16 protein-coding genes and 1 tRNA gene are annotated in these 17204 nt (G+C 64.4%); 14 read left to right on the top strand and 3 right to left on the bottom strand.

What is annotated here, in order from left to right; genetic code table 11:
• The first annotated feature begins 241 nt into the window (after positions 1-241).
• Positions 242-331, top strand: a tRNA-Ser gene (locus tag D6B98_RS14360).
• A 231-nt stretch (positions 332-562) separates the two neighbouring features.
• Here the strand turns inward: D6B98_RS14360 and D6B98_RS14365 are convergent.
• On the bottom strand, positions 563-955 hold the full coding sequence (locus D6B98_RS14365) for a hypothetical protein (RefSeq protein ID WP_126257645.1): 393 nt from the start codon (positions 953-955) through the stop codon (positions 563-565).
• 1148 nt (positions 956-2103) lie between these two features.
• Complete coding sequence (locus tag D6B98_RS14375; protein WP_126257646.1) at positions 2104-2712, bottom strand: sll1863 family stress response protein; 609 nt, start codon at positions 2710-2712, stop codon at positions 2104-2106.
• A gap of 40 nt (positions 2713-2752) precedes the next feature.
• Here D6B98_RS14375 and D6B98_RS14380 point away from each other — a divergent pair, with 40 nt between their 5' ends.
• From D6B98_RS14380 to D6B98_RS14410, 6 genes are all read left to right on the top strand, one after another.
• Positions 2753-5080, top strand: a complete 2328-nt coding sequence (locus tag D6B98_RS14380) for a VTT domain-containing protein (RefSeq protein WP_245481369.1) — start codon at positions 2753-2755, stop codon at positions 5078-5080.
• Positions 5080-5790, top strand: coding sequence for an endonuclease/exonuclease/phosphatase family protein (locus D6B98_RS14385; RefSeq protein WP_126257647.1), 711 nt, complete (start codon positions 5080-5082; stop codon positions 5788-5790). The genes D6B98_RS14380 and D6B98_RS14385 overlap by 1 nt, the downstream gene beginning before the upstream one ends.
• Before the next feature lie 90 nt (positions 5791-5880).
• Positions 5881-6072: a hypothetical protein gene (locus D6B98_RS14390; protein ID WP_126257812.1), complete on the top strand. Its 192-nt coding sequence runs from the start codon at positions 5881-5883 to the stop codon at positions 6070-6072.
• 219 nt (positions 6073-6291) lie between these two features.
• The gene (locus D6B98_RS14395; protein ID WP_164718598.1) at positions 6292-6612 is read left to right on the top strand and encodes a DUF1476 domain-containing protein; all 321 of its coding nucleotides are present in this window, start codon (positions 6292-6294) and stop codon (positions 6610-6612) included.
• 211 nt (positions 6613-6823) lie between these two features.
• Positions 6824-7075 (top strand): hypothetical protein, encoded by a 252-nt coding sequence (locus D6B98_RS14400; protein ID WP_245481371.1) that lies wholly within the window; start codon positions 6824-6826, stop codon positions 7073-7075.
• A 674-nt stretch (positions 7076-7749) separates the two neighbouring features.
• Entirely contained in the window at positions 7750-8667 is a 918-nt protein-coding gene (locus tag D6B98_RS14410) for a septal ring lytic transglycosylase RlpA family protein (protein ID WP_126257650.1), read from the top strand.
• On the opposite strand, the gene D6B98_RS14415 is transcribed toward D6B98_RS14410, so the two are convergent.
• Positions 8664-9617 (bottom strand): alpha/beta fold hydrolase, encoded by a 954-nt coding sequence (locus D6B98_RS14415; RefSeq protein ID WP_126257651.1) that lies wholly within the window; start codon positions 9615-9617, stop codon positions 8664-8666. The two genes, D6B98_RS14410 and D6B98_RS14415, sit on opposite strands and share 4 nt — an antisense overlap.
• Before the next feature lie 152 nt (positions 9618-9769).
• On the opposite strand from D6B98_RS14415, the gene D6B98_RS14420 reads away from it, so the two are divergent.
• The 7 genes from D6B98_RS14420 (at position 9770) to D6B98_RS14450 (ending at position 17204) form a co-directional block, all read left to right on the top strand.
• Positions 9770-11032, top strand: coding sequence for a D-alanyl-D-alanine carboxypeptidase family protein (locus D6B98_RS14420; protein ID WP_164718599.1), 1263 nt, complete (start codon positions 9770-9772; stop codon positions 11030-11032).
• Between the two features lie 2 nt (positions 11033-11034).
• On the top strand, positions 11035-11721 hold the full coding sequence (tmk, locus tag D6B98_RS14425; protein ID WP_126257653.1) for a dTMP kinase: 687 nt from the start codon (positions 11035-11037) through the stop codon (positions 11719-11721).
• Positions 11718-12764 carry a DNA polymerase III subunit delta' gene (locus D6B98_RS14430; RefSeq protein WP_126257654.1) on the top strand — a complete coding sequence of 349 codons (1047 nt, stop codon included), beginning with the start codon at positions 11718-11720 and terminating at the stop codon, positions 12762-12764. The genes tmk and D6B98_RS14430 overlap by 4 nt, the downstream gene beginning before the upstream one ends.
• A 48-nt stretch (positions 12765-12812) precedes the next feature.
• The gene (gene metG, locus D6B98_RS14435; protein ID WP_126257655.1) at positions 12813-14843 is read left to right on the top strand and encodes a methionine--tRNA ligase; all 2031 of its coding nucleotides are present in this window, start codon (positions 12813-12815) and stop codon (positions 14841-14843) included.
• 12 nt (positions 14844-14855) lie between these two features.
• Positions 14856-15632: a TatD family hydrolase gene (locus D6B98_RS14440; protein ID WP_126257656.1), complete on the top strand. Its 777-nt coding sequence runs from the start codon at positions 14856-14858 to the stop codon at positions 15630-15632.
• Positions 15633-15645: 13 nt separating this feature from the next.
• A complete protein-coding gene (locus tag D6B98_RS14445) occupies positions 15646-16443 on the top strand; it encodes an MBL fold metallo-hydrolase (RefSeq protein ID WP_126257657.1) in 798 nt (265 codons plus the stop codon).
• A 179-nt stretch (positions 16444-16622) separates the two neighbouring features.
• Positions 16623-17204 (top strand): TRAP transporter small permease, encoded by a 582-nt coding sequence (locus D6B98_RS14450; protein WP_126257658.1) that lies wholly within the window; start codon positions 16623-16625, stop codon positions 17202-17204.

Raw genomic sequence — 17204 nt, forward strand, 5'->3', positions numbered from 1 at the left:
CAGAGAGCGGCTTACGTCCGAAGATCGCGAGCGAGCGGCTAGGGCATAGTACGATTGCAACTGCGCTCGACCTCTATAGTCACGAGATGCCGAATATGTAGGCTGATGCGATCGAGGCGTTGGACAATGACCTGCGAGCGGCTATAAGCGAGCGCTCAAAATGAAGTGTTAGCAAACCGGTTAGCAAACGCGATTTCTTGGCTTCGAGGCTTTCCAGATTTTGCAATAACTTCAAAAGCTTGGAAGGGTGGCCGAGTGGTTTAAGGCACCGGTCTTGAAAACCGGCGTGCCCGCAAGGGTACCGTGGGTTCGAATCCCACCCCTTCCGCCAGCACAGCGCTCCCCCTTTCTTTGGGACCACCCCGGAACTTCACAGCGAAATCAGCTGGTTGGACGGAAGGGCTCGACGCCAGCTGCACGGCTTGTCACAGATACGGGGTGGCTGCCGAGGGGCGAACTAGGGTTCAGCTACTGCTCTTTGGTGGATTGCTCCGAAGATGCTGCATCGCCTGGTCGAGCATTGGAGAAATCATTCCCGTAACGTCCACCATGCGTCCACCGATCACTTCCGGTTTGGCCGGTCGCGTCGAATGCTCTGAAATTCCTCCGGCCCTTTGACGAGGCGCCGCTTACGGCTGACTTGGGCCTCTGGGCTGGCTGCCGTATCGGCGATCTCGCTGATCGCATCGGCTGCTAGTTCGCGAGCGCGTTGCTTGGCATCTCGGCGCCCCTTCATGTCTTCGCTTTTGCCCTGACTTTCGATCTTGATCCTAAGGCCAATCGCAACGAGCCGGCGAATAGCATGCGCTCGGGTGAGGGTCTTGTCGCGTGATGATGCGATCCATGCATCTATCGCCGCAAGCTCGGAAGGATGCCAGCGCTCGCCAACCTGGATCCCCTTACCAGTCGGCGGCGGGCCTCGTTTTTTCTTTGGTACCACACGTGTCTTAGCCATAAACCATGGTACCATAGAAACAAGCCGAGGGGGAGCTGCTTCCCCAATGGTTTTAAGAACGTTCACACGCAACCACATTTTGCTGGCGGGTCACATTTTCCGACTTTCCAAATCTCCGTTTATGATCCGGGGGATCGATTCGGCAGCATCTCGGTTAGACGAGGATGTGCATCCAGGCGACGACGCGGGCGGTATTGGTCGGCCTTGCTGGCCTACTTGTCTCTGCTTGCGCGAGCTCCGATCACGCCAACTCCAGCGCGACGGTTCGATCCGGCGCACGATGGGCACGAGACCTTAGTGAACCGCCCCCAAGCCGACCATCCGCCGATGCAGCGGCAATCCCTGCGACCAAAGCGGATCTTAATGCTGCTCGCGAGAGGGCGCGGCGATAGGGCTCGGGAGGGCACACTTGAGCCCGCCGGTTCACGCGGGCGAGCCGCACCAACGAAAAAATGCCCCAGCCGCTGTCTGGACGGCTGGGAGGTACCAAAGGAGGGTCTCACCTGTTCTTCGTCAGATGTGAGAGGCTAACCGTCGCGACGGGGTCCCGTTCGTAGACGAGTGCCTGGGCCGCGCCAAACGTTGTCGCAACTGTGATTTTGGCGTGTAGCCACCTAGGGTAGTATGACAGCGGTTCTCACCTATGATTTTTTTTGGCAACGGAGCCCGAAATGATTACCGCCGCAGCCTGCCAAGAAACAGCAGAGCGCTACAAAGTACTTTCCAGAGGTCCAGGTATTTCAGCCTCGCGGGCCTCCCTTTTGAAGAACATCGCAAAGAGCTTCGCCGGCTTGGCCACCCAGTTGGACAGACTAGCAGCACTCACGAGAGACGAAGGTCGTCGGTAAACGGTCCGCCTCAGTGGGCGGCGTCTTTCGCGCCTATGATCGCAAGCTTTGGATTGCCACGCTCGAAGTCGGGTCGCGCGTCGGCGCCGCGACATCCGCAGCCCCGGCAGACGAAGCATGGCTCCAGATCGGACAGCCTCATGTGGTCCGGCCACCCATCCGCATCAAGAGCGACGTTATGCGCGCAATGGCAACAGACCAGCCGTAGCGAGCGCGTGAGCCAAGCCTGGCTCGCAGCTAGGCTGGGCCCCGCGTGATCCTCTGTCCGCCTCGCTTTTGCTGGCGCGTTTGCGAACCGGCTCAGCTCTTCGGACCGGCGCCCTTCAGCGCGTTCCAGGCAGCCTGGTTCGCCTGATCGAACGCCTTGCGGGATTCGGCGAGGGCGGCGCTCAGGACCGACCAGGATTCGCTGCCGGCTTGCTTCAGCTTCTGCAGACGCGCTTCAGCTTCGGATGCATCCGATTTCATCTGCTTGAGCGCGGCATCGACGTCGACGGTGCGGGCTGTTGCGACTTTGCCGGCGGCTTCGCGGAATTTGTCCGCGGCTTCGCGCCAGGCCTTGGCCTGTGCCGCCGCAACGTCCTTGAACGTAGCCTGCTGCTGCTCGAACTGTTTGCCTGCACCCTCGAAGTAGGTCTTCATCTGGGCTTCGAATCCGGCCCATTGCTTTTCCAGGTCGGCCTTGGCGTCCGTCCAGGCGGCTTCACCTGCTTCCGCCTGGCTCTTGAGCATCGCCTGAAATTCGTCACGGCGCTTCGTCAGGTCGGACAGCAGTTGATCCGTCTTCACCTTGGATTCTGCCTTGGCCTGGCCGGCTTTGACCTCGAACGAGGCCAATGCGGCATCCATCTCGTCGATCCGCTCCTTGGCCCAATTGAGATAATAGTGCACGCTGCTCTGCTGTGACATGGCCGTCTCCATCTGCTTGCCGACGCCAGGTTCCCAGAGCTTGATCCAGCCCGTATTGACCTGTCTCAATCATGTTGCGGTCTCACGACATTGCGATTGCGGAGCCGCGCCGTGCAAAGCCGCGCCCCGTGCCGGAGGGGAGCCAGCAGCGCGGCGGTCTGATCGAAGGTCTTATCTCCGGCCATCGCACACAGAACCGTATCCCTGTAGCGTGGAACCCCTTGAGCGTTCAGCGCGTTTAGACGCGAACGTGATTTGCGAGGTCCACCTGCTTCAGAGTTCATCGACCCTGGTTCCCGGCGACACCGTCTGGCGACGGTGCAAGGCGCGGCGCGTGGCGGTCCTGAACGATGCGGCCGCTTATTTCGCGGCCCTGCGCGAGGCGCTGCTCGAGGCTCAAGACCTCGTCTACATCGTCGGGTGGGATATCCATAGCGAGACCAGGCTGGTCGGAGCTTCCGGACGGGCGGATGACGGTCTGCCCGAACAGCTCGGCCCATTCCTGCGCGCACTCGTGCAGCGCCGGCCGGGCCTGCGGATCAACATTCTGGTCTGGGACTTCGTCTCGTTCTACGCCTCGGAAAGGGAATGGAATTCCGCGGCCAAATTCACCGCCGACACCGACGGCCGCGTCCAGTTCGAGCTGGATTCGACGCTTCCGTTCGGTTCGGCCCAGCACCAGAAGATCGTCTGCATCGACGGTGCGCTGGCGTTCGTCGGCGGGCTCGATCTGACGATCAGGCGCTGGGACACGAGCGAGCATTGCGCCGATCAGCCGTTGCGCTGCGATCCCCAGGGCAAGCCATACAAGCCGTTTCACGATGTCCAATGCCTGGTCGACGGGGATGCTGCCGCCTCGCTGTTCGAGCTGGCGGAGGAGCGCTGGCGTGCGGCAGGCCAACAGACGCATGATTGCCGCGCGCCGAAGAGCATGCGCTGGCCGTCGCATGTGTCGGTCGAGGCCGAGCAGATGCCGGTGGGCATCGCCAGGACCGACGTCGTTTGCCCGGTGGGTTCGACCATCAGGGAGGTCGAACGCTCGCTGATTGCGGCGATCCGGTCCGCGACGAGCTTCGTCTACATCGAGAACCAGTTCACCAGCGCCATCAAGATCGCGCGTGAGCTGGTGGAGCAGATGAAGCGCGTGCCGTCGCTGCGGGTTCTGGTCGTCGCTCCGAAACTGCATTCCTCGTGGCTGGAATCCCAGGCCATGCAAAACGGCCGCGGCGCCTTCATCGATTGCTTCAGCGAGGCGGGTGTGGCCGATCGAATCCGCTTCGTCTACCCGGTCTCACGCGACGGGGAGGGGGAGGCCGCCGTGATGGTGCACAGCAAGCTCATGATCGTCGACGATCGGATCTTGCGAATCGGATCGGCCAATTTGAACAATCGGTCGATGGGCGCCGATAGCGAATGTGACCTGATCTTTGAAGCCGAATCCGATGAGCACCGGGAGTTCATCGCTTCGGTTCGCCGACGCCTGATCGGCCACTTTTGCGGCCTCGACGAACGCAGCGTCAGGCAAGACGACGATCGCCTTTTTGCTCTCCTGGACGAGATGTCGAGAGCTGATCGGACGAAGGCGCTGCGGGACGTGGAGTTCTCGGTCCTGACCAGCACTCTGGCCACGATGGTTCAGCCGGTGGCGGACCCTGAGCGGCCTCTTCACCTCGAGCGGGCGGCATCGCGCATGTGGACTACCAAGACCATCATCGGGATCGTATCGATCGCCTTGGCGCTTTTTGGCTTGGCAATGGCCTGGTCGTACACGTCCTTGAGCGGTTTCGCCGACACCGGGCGCGTCTCGAATTTGCTGTCTGCCTATTCGCAGTCCGGCTGGGGGCCGCCATTCGCGATCGCGGCTTTTGTCGTCGGCGGGCTAGTCGTGTTTCCGGTGCTCGTGCTCATTGCAGCAACGGCGGCCGCGCTCGGGCCTTGGGTGGGTTTCGTCACGGCGAGCGCCGGTGTCCTGCTCAGTGCTTTCATCCTTTTCGTGATCGGACGGGCACTCGGACGACAGCGGCTCCAGCAATTGCTCGGACGGCGGGCGGCGCGGATCCAGGACCGCGTCGTCGGCAAGGGCATCCTGGCTGTCGTCGTGATCCGGATGATTCCCATCGCACCGTTCTCGATCGTGAATGTCGTGGCCGGCGCGAGCACGCTGCCTCTGCGTGACTTCATGATCGGAACCGCGCTGGGCATGACGCCAGGCAACCTTGCGATGGCGGTTCTGGGAGCTCAGATCGCGGATGTAGCCCGCAATGCGTCCTGGAGCAGCATGTTGCTGCTCGTGCTGGCGTTCCTGGGTTGGCTCGGCATCTGCGCCGGCGCGCAATTCCTGGCCACCTGGCTGGCCGGGAGGCGCTGATGCGCTTCATGACCTGGAACGTGCATGGCACGTTCAACCTCAATCCGAAATTCGATCTGGATGGTGTCTGCTCCATCCTTCGCAAATGGTCTCCTGATGTCGTCGCGCTTCAGGAGGTGGATTCGCGGTCGAGGTCGGACGATCCGTTCGCGAAACTGGCGAGTGTCGTCGGAGATCACGGCGTTCACGCCAAGTCGATCGTCACCGAGGATGGCGAGTACGGTCAGATGCTCCTGAGCCGCTTTCCGTTCTCCGCTGTCCCGGAGATCGTCGACGTGTCGTATCGGGAGCGCGAGCCGCGCAGAGCCATTGCGACCAGCCTGCTGACGCCGGCCGGGGACGTGCGCGTGGTCGCCACGCATCTGGGCTTAAGCATCCACGAGCGCTATGCGCAGGCTCAGGCCCTGGTGAACCTGGTCAAGCCAGCGAGGACCGTCGTCCTCGGCGATTTCAACGACTGGTTCTGGGTCAAGTCGGTGCGGCGGGTGCTCGCGCAGGTCTGCCCGAACCGTACGCGACTGCGAACTTTCCCGTCGCGTCTCCCCCTGATGCGGCTTGACCGGATCTATGCGACCTCCGACAGCCCGATCCGGAAAGTGTGGACCGACGAGGCGGCGCGAGCCATCTCGGACCATCTGCCCGTCATCGCCGAGATCGAGCTCAAGGGCCTTCCCGAGCCTATAGAAAAGCTTTGTCCTTCAACGGTATAGCTACTGTGCATGGGGTTGTTTTCCGAGATTTTGTCTGAAGGCGGGAACGGGGGGCGAGGAACTCTTTCCTCACAGCCGCGTTATGTCGCCATGACTGAAGACGTTTCCTTCCGACGCAAACCCCTGACCCCCGAGCAGCGCCAGGCGCGCGATGCGGCACGCCGGATCGAGGCCGAAAAGGCTATGCGCGACCATGAAGCGGCGCAGAAGGCGTTTTACGCCAACAAGGAGCGGCTTAGAGCCGAGCGCCTCGCGCGCGAGGCCGCCGCGGCCAAGGGCTGAGCGAACGCGCTCATCCAGCCAGACCGTTGAATTGATCCCAGACGCGCCCATCGGCCTTTCCCGCCGGTGGGCGCTTTCGCGTTGTGCCGTGCGACGGGTGGCTTGACGGCCTTCGCCGTCCGGGAGGAAGCTTCAGGTGAATCTGAACGACATGAACCGCGGAGACGTTCGCCACCAGCCAGTCCGATTCCCATCAGCGAAAGTGCAATGGAGCTGACCATGACCACGTTCGACAAGCGCGAGCAGGGCTTCGAGGCCAAATTCGTCCACGACGAAGAACTCATGTTCAGGGCCACGGCCCGGTCCAACAAGCTGCTCGGTCTCTGGGCCGCAGGCCGGCTCGGCCTGAACGGCGATGCCGCTGACAATTACGCAACGACGCTGGTGACGGACTATTTGCAGAACCAGACGATGAACGAAGTGGTGGACAAGGTATCGGCCGATCTTGCCGCCAGGGGCGTCGCGCGTGAGCAGGTCGCGCAGAAGCTCCAGGAGTGCCTGCATCAGGCGCTCGCGCAGCTCGAAGCAGACAAGCAATAGACGGCGATCCGCTGCCTCTCACGCGGCGTGCGTGCGCCGGCGCAACAATGCCGCGTTCCTCCAACCCGACAAGACGCCGGTGGAAGCGCTGCGCGACTGGCGCCTTCCGCGTGCCATTTCGTGCTACCGTTGCCGGGGGCCGTCGCATGGCGACGCGGATCGGGAAGGCGGGCGAGTGACGCGAAGCGGCTTCGGCAGATGGACCGGTCGGATGGCGCTCGCTGGCGCGATCGTGGTTGGCGGCTCCGCGGAGGTCTTCGCGACACCGCTGACGCCGTTTCGCTACGAGGCGCAGGCGCAGCGTCATTGTCCGCAAGACAAGGTGGTCTGGCTCGACTTCAGGAAGGGCGTCTACTACCGCAAGGGTCAGAAGCGGTACGGCGAGGGCTTCGACGGCAGCTTCGTCTGCCAGAGCGAGGCCCGCGGCGGCCTCTATCGCCGCTCCCTGCTGGGCCTGCGCTGAGTGCGCGGGAAGGAGAGGGTGGCGCTCAGGCGAAGGCCAGGGCCACGAGGCTCGAGCAGAGCAAGACCAAGCCGCCGGCGGTCAACGCCAGGAAGCCGTCAGATACCAGGTCATGATTGCGCATGGGACACCTGCCACTCTCGTTTTCGATGCTCGGTCGGATCGACTAAAATTATCCGAACGCGCCGCCTTGAAAGAGGTGATGCTTGCCGTCCCGCGCGAGTGCCGTCAGGCCCTCGTGCGGTAGCCTTCAAACGCATGGGCCAGGAAGATCCCCGCGCTTACCAGACCCATCAGTGCCGAAACCGTCTCGATCATCGTTAAATTCCAAATCCCGCCCTTGCATCCGAGAGAACGCGGGCGGCCTTGCACAGTCAAAAGAATTCCAGTGAGCGGCGCGACAATGGGGGTGGAGTGAGGATTTGGCGCAACAGAGTGTCCAGCCGTGGCACAGCGCGGGCGGGCTCGTTCCGTAGAACAACGGAAAAATGCGAACGTCCCGTTTACCATCCCGGCGGGATCGTCGTGGGCTCCCCATTTCCGCCGTGTTCGGGTTGCGTTATCGTTACCGCTTCCGAGACGGTGGTGGGCCGCTTCGGATCAGATGACCGGACAGCGCTCCCCGTAGCCAAAGCGGGTTGGGTACGCCTCCGGCAAAGTGGTATTTGGGGCGAATGGGGATCCGACGGTCAGATTCGGTTTTGCGGGCCGCGCGTGGTGTTGCGGCGGTCGCAGCCTGCGTTGCGCTGGCCAATTGCGCCTCCTCCAACAAATTCGCCAGCCGCGTCGATCCGAAATACGGCGTGTCGTCGAGCCCCCGGGTCGTGGCCTTCGGGGACCCCGTACCGAAGGGCGGCGGCACCTACCGCGTCGGCAAGCCCTATGTCGTGGCCGGCCGGACCTACGTGCCGGAGGAGGACGTCAACTATCGCGCCGAGGGCATGGCGTCCTGGTACGGCGACGATTTCCACGGCCGCCTGACCGCCAATGGCGAAGTGTTCGACATGACCTCGCTGACCGCGGCGCATCCGACCCTGCCGATGCCGTCCTACGCCCGGGTGACCAACGTCTCGAACGGCAAGTCGCTGATCGTCCGCGTCAATGACCGCGGACCCTATCACGGCAACCGTCTCATCGACGTCTCGAACAAGGCCGCCGAACTCCTTGAATTCAAAGGAAATGGTGTTGCCAAGGTCCGCGTCGAATATGTCGGCCGGGCGCCGCTCGAAGGCTCCGACGACCGCCAGCTTCTGGCGACCCTGCGCACCGGCGTTCCGGCGCCGTCGCCCTCGATGGTCCGGGTCGCCTCGGCCAAGCCTTTCGTGCCGGAATTGCCGGGGGCGAGCCGCGGTGCCATTCGCGGCGACGTGCCGATGCCGGAGGGGCGGCCCTATAATCTCGGCAGCACCTCGGCCGACATGGCCTCGCTCAATGCGACCTCGGAGATGTCGGCCTCGAGCCGCAGCCGGGGCCGGGCGCTCCAGAACACTCGCGCCGTGTCCTATGACGGGGACGGCCGCTTCGCGACGGAGACCGCGTCCGACGGTGCCGCCGAGGCGCGCAACATCCTGAGCGGCCGCGGGCTCTACTAGCCCGCGCTCTCCTTCAAGAACGTCACCAGCGCCGCATTCACCTCGTCGGGCCGTTCCTGCTGCACCCAATGGCCGGCGCCCTCGATGATCAGCTTTTGCTTCAGATTCGGCAGCACGCGGTCGAGCTCGTTGACGCGCTTGGCGCCGATCAGGCCGGTGATGACGGCGTCCTTGGAGCCGGCGATGAACAGCGAAGGCTGACGGATCTGCGCGTCCTGCCAGGGCGCGGTCAGCTCCCAATTGCGATCGATGTTGCGGTACCAGTTCAGCCCGCCGCGAAAGCCGGACTTGCGGAAGCTCTCGGTGAAATAGGCCAGATCCGCCTCGCTGAGCCAGCCCGGCAGCGGTTCCTCGGCGCTCGCGTGGCTGAGAAAGCCCTTGCCCTCCTGCACGAACATCGCGGCGGTTGGGTCGGCCAGGCCACGTCCCCCAAGCACGATGCGCATGGTGCGGGCGACGTCGCGCTCCAGCTCGGCCTCGGCGACACCCGGCGCCTGGAAATACTGCCAGTAGAAATTGGTGACGCCGCCCTGGCGGAGCAGGTCGAGCGGCTTGCCGCGGCCGCGGAACGGCGGCGGCACGCTCAGGCCCGCGACCGCCATGAAAATGTCGGGCCGGAACAGCGCCGCATGCCAGGCGACCGGCGCGCCCCAATCGTGGCCGACCACCATCGCCCTCGTCTCGCCGAGCGCCTGCACCAGGCCGACCACGTCGCCGACAGTGTCGAAGATCGAGTAGGCCGCAACCTCGGGCGGCGCCGCGCTCTGGCCGTAGCCGCGCATGTCGGGGGCCACGACGTGAAACCCGGCGGCGGCGAGCGCGGGGATCTGGTGGCGCCAGGAATAGGACAGCTCCGGCCAGCCATGGCATAGCACCACCAGCGGACCTTGGCCGGCTTCGCGGATGAAGAGATCGATGCCGTTGGCCTTGATCATGCGGGTGGAGGACATCGCTTTTCCGCCTTGTTTCAGGGATTTGGTCGGGAAAGGTGAGGTGCCACGATAGGGGTAGGGCGAGAATCGTGCAATCTCTGGGCAGGCGTCCAACGTCGCGTTGTTCGCGCCGATTCCAGCTGTTAGAACGCTGCTCTCAGGGCTTGGCCATGGCATGTCGTCTTCTTTCGCTACGTCGCCCCCGGTTCACCGCCGGAGCGCTGGCGCGTGGCCTGATGGCGACGATCCTGGCGGCAAGCGTCGGCTGGAGCGGGGCGCTTCTGGCCGCCAACCAGAGCGTCCAGGGCGTCAAGAAGGCCGACGATGCGGGCTTCGACGGCGATGCTCCGACCGCGATCCTGATCGAAGCCACGAGCGGCAGCGTGCTGTTCGAGAAGAATGCCGACGAGCTGCGCGCGCCCTCCAGCATGATGAAGCTGATGACGGCGGAAGTCGTCTTCAATGCCGTCAAGAAGGGCGACATCAAGCTGACCGACGAGTACCGGATCAGCGAGAACGCCTGGCGGCGGGGCGGTGCGCCCTCGGGCGGCTCGACCATGTTTGCCGCCATCAACAGCAAGGTCTCGGTCGACGATCTCCTGCACGGCGCGATCATCCAGAGCGGCAACGACGCCTGTATCGCGCTCGCCGAGGCGATGGCCGGCAACGAAAAGATCTTCGCTGCCGACTTCATGACCAAGCGCGCCCGCGAGCTCGGCATGACCAGGTCGACCTTCGGCAATTCCAGCGGGCTGCCCGATCCCGCCAACAAGATGACGGTGCGTGAGCTCGGCATGCTCGCCCGGCACATCATCCTGGACTTCCCCGAATTCTACAAACTGTTCGGCGAGAAGGAATTCACCTGGAACAAGATCCGCCAGCCCAACCGCAATCCGCTGCTCAATTCGATGGAAGGCGCCGACGGTCTTAAGACGGGCTACACGAAGGAAGGCGGCTACGGCATGGTCGGCTCGGCCGTTCAGAACGGCACGCGGCTGATCGTCGTCGTCAACGGACTGGACGACCCCGACGATCGCGCCACCGAAGCCAAGAAGATGCTGGAATGGGGTTTTCGCAATTTCGAGACCCGCACGCTGATCGCGGCCGACCAGCCCGTCGGCTACGCCAAGGTGTTCGGCGGCGAGAGCCGATCGGTCAAGCTCGTCGCCAAGACTCCGGTGAAGGTGATGGTGCACAAGAACGGCAGCGACAAGCTGATCGCGCGCGTCGTCTATAGCGGCCCGGTGCGGGCGCCGGTCGAAGCCGGCCAGAAGGTCGGCGTGGTCAGGGTCTGGCGCAGCGGCAACATCGCGGTGGAGACGCCGGTCTATGCGGGCGAAGCGATCGGCACCGGCTCGACCGTGCGGCGCGCGATCGACGGCGCCAGCGAGCTCGTGATCGGCATGTTCCGCGCAGGCGCCGAGAAGCTCTGATCATGAGTGAGAGCGCGGGACAGCGACCGTCCGGACGCGGACGCTTCATCACCTTTGAAGGCGGCGAGGGCACCGGCAAGTCGACCCAGATCAAGAAGCTCGCCGACCGCCTCAAGGCGGCCAAGCTCCGCATCCGCGTCACGCGTGAGCCGGGCGGCTCGCCGGGCGCCGAGATCATGCGTCACCTGGTGCTGTCGGGGATGGGCAGGCTGCTCGGCCCGGAGGCGGAGACGCTGCTATTTGCCGCCGCGCGCGATGATCATGTCCGCACCGTGATCCTGCCTGCGCTGAACCAGGGGGTCTGGGTGCTGTGCGACCGCTTCGCCGATTCGACGCGGGCCTATCAGGGCAGCCTCGGCCGCGTTCCCGAGGGCCTGATCAATGCGATGCAGCGGGTCACGATCGGCGATCTCAAGCCGGATCTCACCATCATCCTCGACCTGCCGGTCGAGATCGGCCTGCAGCGCGCCGCCGCGCGCCGCGGCAACGGCACGCCCGATAGGTTCGAAAGCGAGCAGCTCAGCTTTCACCAGGGCCTGCGCGAAGCCTATCGCAAGATCGCTGCGGATGATCCGGCGCGCTGCGTGCTGATCGACGCCAATTCCGACCCTGACACGGTCGCGGCCCGGGTCTGGGCTGCGTTGCGCGATCGTCTCCTTCCCACACCGGCTTCGGTGATTTCAGCATGAGCCCGCGCCAGTCCGAGCGCGAAAGCGCCATTCCGCCTCCGCGCGAGACCAGCCGCCTGTTCGGTCATCGCGAGGCCGAGACGGCGCTGCTGACTGCCTATCGCAGCGGGCGGATTCCGCATGCCTGGCTGATCGGCGGGCCGCAAGGGATCGGCAAGGCGACGCTGGCCTATCGCATGGCGCGCTTCGTGCTCGCCCATGGCCAGCCGCTGGCGCCCGCCGTGCAGCACGCCCAAGACCTTGCGGTCGATCCGGATGACGCCGTGGCGCGGCAGGTGGCGGCCGGCTCGCATGGCAGCCTGCTGTCGCTGGAGCGGACCGCCAACGATCGCGGCGTGATGCGCACCGTGATCACCGTGGACGAGACCCGCGAGACGATCGGCTTCTTCGGCTCGACGGCGGCGGCCGAAGGCTGGCGGGTCTGCATCGTCGACACCGTCGACGAGCTCAATCCAAACGCAGCCAACGCGCTTCTGAAGATTCTCGAAGAGCCGCCGCAGCAATCGCTGTTCCTTCTGGTGAGCCACGCGCCGGCGCGCGTGCTCGCCACGATCCAGTCGCGCTGCCGCAAGCTGCGACTGCGGCCGCTCGCAACGGACGATGTGATCGAGGCTGCGGCTGCGGCCGCCGAGCTCGCTCCGAGTGATCCTGCGCTGCGCGAGGCGGCGGAGGCCTCCGAGGGCAGCGTTGCACGGGCCCTGACTCTGCTCGGCGGCGATGCGCTGAAGCTCCAGCAGCGCACGGCCGCGCTGCTGGCGCGCCTGCCGCAGGTCGACCCGCGCGAATTGCACACGCTCGGCGATTCGCTCGGCACCAGCGACCGCGTCGCGCTCGCCGCCTTCATCGACGGCATCGATCGCTGGATCGCCGAACGCCTGCATGCGGACGAGGCCAATGCCAACCAGAACCTGCCGCGCCTTGCGCGCTTAAGCGAGGTATGGGAAAAGATCGTCCGCGCCGCGCGCGACACCGAAACCTACAATCTGGAGCGCAAGCCCTTGGTTTTCTCGGTGTTCGGCTGGCTGGCGGACGCAACGCGCTAGGCGCAGGTTCGTTTCCAAATTTTCGAGAAGCCGGTAAAGGAATTCGTGGTGGCAACGCGAGCTAAGAAGACCGTCAAGCGCAAGAGCGGCAAGAAGGCTGCGAAGAAGGCCGTCAAGACTGCCGCGAAGAAAGCGACAAAGGCCCGCGCGCGCAAGGCTTCCAAGAACGTCAAGAAGGCCGCGAAGTCGAAGAAGGCTGCCGCCAAGAAGGGCGTGAAGAAGAACGCAGCGAAGACGTCGAAGAAGGCTGGCAAGAAGGCTGCGAAGAAGCAGGTCGCCGCCAAGAAGGCGGTGAAGAAGGCGACGAAGACGGCAGCCACGACGCCAGCCAAGAAACCAACCAAGGCTCCGGCGAAGAAGGTATCCGAGAAGCCCAGGGTAATTCCGCCTGCGGCGATCGCGGCGCCAGCTCCCGTCGTGGCGCCGCCGAAAGCTGCCAAGCCGAAGGCGCCGCGCGCGCCGAAGCCCGCCGCAACTCCGCAACCCGCAGCGCCCGCAGCTGCACCAAAGGCTGCCGCGCCCGTTGCCGCTCCCGCGCGCGATAACGTCTTCTACATCACGACCGCCATCGCCTATCCCAATGGCAGCCCCCATATCGGTCACGCCTATGAGGCGATCGCGACCGACGTGCTGGCGCGTTTTGCGCGGCTCGACGGCAAGGACGTGTTCTTCCTGACCGGGACTGACGAGCACGGCCAGAAGATGGTCCAGACGGCGGCCGGCGAGAACATGTCCGTCTCCGCGCTCGCCGCCCGAAATGCCGGCCGCTTCAAGGAGATGGACGAGCGCCTGAACGTATCGTTCGACCGCTTCATCCGCACCACCGAGGAGCAGCATCATCGCTCCAGCCAGGAGATCTGGCGGCGCATGGAGGCGAACGGCGACATCTATGCCGACACCTATGCCGGCTGGTACTCGGTGCGCGACGAGGCCTATTACGCCGAGGACGAGACGCGCCTGAACGACGACGGCGTGCGGCTCGGACCGCAGGGCTCGCCGGTCGAATGGGTCGAGGAGAAGAGCTACTTCTTCCGCCTGTCGGCGTACCAGGACAAGCTGCTCAAGCTGTATGCGGATCATCCCGATTTCATCGGGCCGGATTCCCGCAAGAACGAGGTGGTCAGCTTCGTCAAGGGCGGCCTGCGCGACCTCTCGATCTCACGCACGACGTTCGACTGGGGCGTGAAGGTGCCCGGCGACGAAGAGCACGTGATGTATGTCTGGGTCGACGCGCTGACCAACTACATCACCGGCGTCGGCTTCCCCGACGAGAGCGACAAGAACTGGCGCTACTGGCCGGCCGACGTGCACATCATCGGCAAGGACATCATCCGTTTCCACGCGGTGTACTGGCCGGCGTTTCTGTTGTCGGCCGGAATCCCGCTGCCGAAGCGGGTCTATGCCCACGGCTTCCTGTTCAACAGGGGCGAGAAGATGTCGAAGTCGGTCGGCAACGTCGTCGATCCCTTCAACCTCGCCGACCAGTACGGCGTCGACCAGATGCGCTATTTCTTCCTGCGCGAGGTGCCGTTCGGACAGGACGGCAACTACAATCACGAGGCCATCGTCGCGCGCATCAACGCCGACCTTGCCAACGATCTCGGCAATTTGGCGCAGCGCTCGCTGTCGATGATCGCCAAGCAGCTAGGCGGCGTGCTGCCCGAGCCCGCCGAGTTCAGCGACAACGACAAGGCGATCCTGGCGATGGCCGACGGCATGGTGGCCGCGTCCCGCGAAGCCATGGCGACGCAGCAGATCCACCAATGGCTCAACGCCGTCTGGGCCGTGGTCGCGGAGGCCAACCGCTATTTCGCCGGCGAGGCGCCGTGGGCGCTCGCCAAGACCGATCCGGCCCGGCAGAAGACGGTGCTCTATGTCACCGCCGAGGTCGTGCGCCAGATCGCGATCCTGGCTCAGCCGGCGATGCCGGCCGCTTCCAGCAAGCTGCTCGACAGCCTCGGTATCCCCGAGGGAGAGCGCAGCTTCGCCATGCTCGGCGGTGCCAAGCGGATCGCGCCGGGCTCGACGCTGCCGGCTCCGATGCCGGCGTTTCCGCGCTACATCGAGCCGGCGGCCTAGAGGCATTCGCCGATGCTGGTCGACAGCCACTGCCATCTGGATTTTCCCGACTTTGCGGAAGATCTCGACGGGATCGTGTCGCGGGCACGGGCGGCCGGGGTCGGGCGCATGGTCACGATTTCGACCCGGGTTCGGAAGCTGCATCAGCTTCTCGCTATCGCCGAACGCTACGACGACGTCTATTGCTCGGTCGGCACCCATCCGCACCACGCGGATGAGGAGGACGGCATCGCGCCGGACGAGCTGGTTGCGTTGACGGAGCATCCCAAAGTCGTCGCGCTCGGCGAGGCCGGGCTCGACTATTTCTACGACAACGGCTCGCCGGAGGCCCAGGCGAGGGGCTTTCGCGCCCACATCGCCGCGGCCCGCGCCACCGGCCTGCCGCTGGTGATCCACACCCGCGAAGCCGACGAGGACTGCGCCCGCATCCTGGAAGACGAGGCGGCCAACGGATCGTTTCGCGCCGTGCTGCATTGCTACACGGGCGGGCGCGAGCTGGCATTGAAGGCGGTATCGCTCGGGCTCTATATCGGTTTCACGGGCATCCTGACTTTCAAAAAGTCGGAAGCCCTACGCGCGCTCGCGGCCGAACTGCCGTCCGATCGTATCCTGGTCGAAACCGACTCGCCCTATCTTGCGCCAGGCAAGTTCCGCGGCAAACGCAACGAACCGGCCTATGTGGTGGAGGTCGCAAGAGTGCTGGCCGAGACGCGCGGGGTGTCGATCGACGAGATCGCGCGCCAGACCAGCGAAAACTTCTTCCGCTTGTTCTCGAAGGTGAAGGCTTGAGACTGGAAGCCGCATGACGCTGACATTGACGATCCTGGGCTGCGGCTCCTCCGCCGGCGTGCCGCGCCCGGCGCTCGGCTGGGGCGCCTGCGATCCCGACAATCCCAAGAACCGCCGCCGCCGCTGCTCGCTGCTGGTCGAACGGATATCCGAGCACGGCACCACGCGCATCCTGATCGACACTTCGCCGGACCTGCGCGAGCAATTGCTCTCGACCAATGTCGATCACATCGACGCGGTGTTCCTGACGCATGAGCACGCCGACCAGACCCACGGCATGGACGATCTGCGATCGGTCGTGATGCACATGCGCCGCCGCATCCCGACCTATTTCAACCAGTCGACCGCCAAGGACATCCTGTCGCGCTTCTCCTATTGCTTCATCTCGCCGGAGGGCAGCGACTATCCGCCGATCCTGACGCGGCATTCGATCGAGGCCGGCGAGAGCCAGACCATCCTGGGGAAGGGGGGCGCCGTGACGATGACGGCCTTTCTGGTCCAGCATGGCAACATTCCCGCGCTCGGCTATCGCATCGGGGATGCCGCCTACACACCCGACCTCAACGACATCCCGCGCGAGAGCTGGGATGCACTGAAGAATCTGGACCTCTGGATCGTCGACGGCCTGCGCTACACCAACCATGTCAGCCATTTCAGCATCAACGACGCGCTGTCCTGGATCGAGCGGTTCAAGCCAAAGCGCGCCGTCATCACCAACATGACCGCCGACGTCGATTACGAGGTCATCCGGCAATCGCTGCCCGCGGGCGTCGTGCCCGCCTTCGACGGGCTGCGGCTGGAGACGCATTGAACCTGCGGTAGAAATTCCGCCGCCGGCAGGCATAGTCCTTGCTTGCGTCGGCTCCATCATGTTGATCTAACGTCTGAAAGACAGGGCATTGGCCAAGGGCGATATTGAGGCAGGATCGGCGATGCGCGAGATGCGATCGCCGGGCCCGCCGAAACGCCTCCGTGTGAGGATGGGATTGCGTGGCAGGGGACGACGTAACGGCTGGAGGACTGGTGCGGCGCGCGCTGGATCTTCTTTATCTCGGGGCAGGCTACGCCGCCGGCGTCTTCCTGGTTGCGATCTTTGCCATCATGATGGTCATGTCGGTCGGGCGCCAGTTCGCGATCAACATTCCCGCCGGCGATGATTTCGCGTCGTGGTGCATGGCCGCGATGGCTTTCCTCGGCCTTGCGCATACCTTCAAGCGCGGAGAGATGATCCGCGTCGGCCTGCTGCTGGAACGGTTGCACGGGCGGACCAAGCAGGTCGCTGAGATCGTGGCGCTCGGTATCGCCACCGCCTTCATTCTCTATTTCACCCGCTTTGCCGTGCAGATGACCTACGATTCCTGGCGCTTCAACGATGTGGCGCAGGGCGTCGTCGCGCTTCCGCTCTGGATTCCCCAGCTCGGCTTCGCCGGCGGGCTTGCGATCCTATCGATCGCGCTCATCGACGAAATGGTCAATGTCGTCGGCGGCGGCCGCCCAAGCTACGAGAAGGGCTCGCCGGACGAGACGCCGGACGAATTCATCGAGCGCATCTCGCAGGGCGGCGGAGGTTGA

Origin of the sequence: Bradyrhizobium sp. LVM 105 (genome assembly GCF_003957705.1) — a bacterium.
GTDB lineage: Bacteria > Pseudomonadota > Alphaproteobacteria > Rhizobiales > Xanthobacteraceae > Bradyrhizobium > Bradyrhizobium frederickii.

Excerpts from the sequence above, each read along its gene's own strand:
- D6B98_RS14365 (WP_126257645.1), bottom strand. The coding sequence starts at position 955 with ATGGCTAAGACACGTGTGGTACCAAAGAAAAAACGAGGCCCGCCGCCG.
- D6B98_RS14375 (WP_126257646.1), bottom strand. The coding sequence starts at position 2,712 with ATGTCACAGCAGAGCAGCGTGCACTATTATCTCAATTGGGCCAAGGAG.
- D6B98_RS14385 (WP_126257647.1), top strand. The coding sequence starts at position 5,080 with ATGCGCTTCATGACCTGGAACGTGCATGGCACGTTCAACCTCAATCCG.
- D6B98_RS14390 (WP_126257812.1), top strand. The coding sequence starts at position 5,881 with ATGACTGAAGACGTTTCCTTCCGACGCAAACCCCTGACCCCCGAGCAG.
- D6B98_RS14395 (WP_164718598.1), top strand. The coding sequence starts at position 6,292 with ATGACCACGTTCGACAAGCGCGAGCAGGGCTTCGAGGCCAAATTCGTC.
- D6B98_RS14400 (WP_245481371.1), top strand. The coding sequence starts at position 6,824 with ATGGCGCTCGCTGGCGCGATCGTGGTTGGCGGCTCCGCGGAGGTCTTC.
- D6B98_RS14410 (WP_126257650.1), top strand. The coding sequence starts at position 7,750 with ATGGGGATCCGACGGTCAGATTCGGTTTTGCGGGCCGCGCGTGGTGTT.
- D6B98_RS14415 (WP_126257651.1), bottom strand. The coding sequence starts at position 9,617 with ATGTCCTCCACCCGCATGATCAAGGCCAACGGCATCGATCTCTTCATC.
- D6B98_RS14420 (WP_164718599.1), top strand. The coding sequence starts at position 9,770 with ATGGCATGTCGTCTTCTTTCGCTACGTCGCCCCCGGTTCACCGCCGGA.
- tmk (WP_126257653.1), top strand. The coding sequence starts at position 11,035 with ATGAGTGAGAGCGCGGGACAGCGACCGTCCGGACGCGGACGCTTCATC.
- D6B98_RS14430 (WP_126257654.1), top strand. The coding sequence starts at position 11,718 with ATGAGCCCGCGCCAGTCCGAGCGCGAAAGCGCCATTCCGCCTCCGCGC.
- D6B98_RS14440 (WP_126257656.1), top strand. The coding sequence starts at position 14,856 with ATGCTGGTCGACAGCCACTGCCATCTGGATTTTCCCGACTTTGCGGAA.
- D6B98_RS14445 (WP_126257657.1), top strand. The coding sequence starts at position 15,646 with ATGACGCTGACATTGACGATCCTGGGCTGCGGCTCCTCCGCCGGCGTG.